The 1,646-nt window shown below is 66.2% G+C and carries 1 protein-coding gene; it reads right to left on the bottom strand.

Annotated features, from left to right (window positions below; all coding sequences use genetic code 11):
• Positions 1–53 precede the first annotated feature (53 nt).
• Complete coding sequence (locus AB0I10_RS41105; RefSeq protein WP_363157847.1) at positions 54–872, bottom strand: hypothetical protein; 819 nt, start codon at positions 870–872, stop codon at positions 54–56.
• Positions 873–1,646: the final 774 nt, after the last annotated feature.

Raw genomic sequence — 1,646 nt, 5'->3', positions numbered from 1 at the left:
GCCTGGTGGCGGGGCATCCGATGCGTCAACGCGTTCAGACGTCTGTGCTTCCGTCACGCCTCTGGCTCCTTGGCATGCCGAAGCGCGTCCAGCGGCACCCCCAGGCGCTGCTCGAGGTCGCGGGCGACCTTGGGCCGCCCTGCCGTGCGGAGCTCGCTGATCGCCTCTTCCATCAGCTTGCCGATCCGGACGACCTCGCTCCGCAAAGCCGCAAGCTCGTCGTACCGCTGCTGCGCATCGTCCCCACACCATTGACGCACGAGGTCTCGACTCAGCTGGAACTCGTCGTCTACGCTCCGGCAGATCTCGGGATCGATATACGTGCCTTCTCTGCGACCACGACCCGGGTAATAGCGGCCGTGCACAGCATCCCGACACGCCTTGGCCTCCTGCCTCTCCACCTCGGCGATCAGCAAGTCACCGTAAACTTCCGCAGCCTGCCGGGCACAGGCCAGCGTGATCGGCCAGGGGGCCGTCAACGAGCCGTCATCAGCTTTGACACACCGCGGGTCCGATAGGAGCAACGACTCGTCCACGCCCAGCTTCTCCGCGAACCCCAAAACGTCCCGGACGTACAGCAGGCCCCGTTCCCGCGATCCCCATGCCGGCTCCGCAAAATCGTCAAGTGGACACGTCTCGAAGACGAACTCGACGGCTCGCAGCTGAGGATCGTCATCGGTGCATGGGGCATCCGCGACCAATTCCGCGAGCCGGGCCTCCCGCTCCAGCCAGGCGTCCACCTCATTCCACGGGACACGCAGCCGAGCCGGGGACACCCACTCCACTTGTCCTTCCGCCTCCTCAGCGAGATGCCGGATCTTGACGCGCTTCGGACGCCCGGTACCCACCTTCAGCACCTCGACCTCCGACACCGGCCCATGATGGGGACTGACCCTGTAAGCCCATCTCCCGCCCACCTGCAGCTCCACGGCGCCTCCGCTTGGTGCCTTTGGGGAATGTCTCTCCATGCTTCCGCGCCACGGCGCTCAGACGAGTACGAACAGCTCAACGCCTTCCAGGCGGCACCCACCCGCGGCCCGGTGTTACATCGTCGCACCGGGTACATGCGGTCGCCACTGTCGCGCGATCGGCGTCCTCGAGTCCCGTCTCCCGGCGCATACGCACCGGAAGAAGGCTGACCGGCGGCGCCACGACGTCGACAGGCACAGCCGCAGGTCCCAATGCCCCACGCGGGACAGCTCGCCGCAGCAATTGGAGATCCGTCAGCCGGACCACATGGCGCAGATCTGAGCGGTCTTGCTCCTCTCCCTCGCTGTTCACGGCGATGTCGGCTGGTAACCACGAGCCTGGCGCCTTCTCGAAGCCGTCGTGCTTCCGTTCGGACACCACGAGCAGCCGCCAGTCGGCGATTGTCTAGATCCTTTCGCACGACCGCGCCCGAGCCGGACGCTCGCGCCGCACAGATGCGCCTCTGCGCCCGTAATGGAGCCTCAGCCAACGGGTATCCCCCAGAGTGGGAGTCTCTCGTTGACACCCCTCAGCTCAACACCAGAGGGAGTAGAAGCGGCTGAATGCGGCTGTCGCCCAGGTGCGGATCGGGTCGCAAACGCGCAGGGAGGCACAGCACATGGCGTTGAAGACTTCACCTGCCACCTCCACACCCAGCACCGCGGTCTCGCCCAGCC

It is taken from the genome of Streptomyces sp. NPDC050636 (assembly GCF_040654775.1).
In the GTDB taxonomy this organism is placed as follows: Bacteria; Actinomycetota; Actinomycetes; order Streptomycetales; family Streptomycetaceae; genus Streptomyces.
This window is presented reverse-complemented; position numbering and strand designations above follow the sequence as displayed.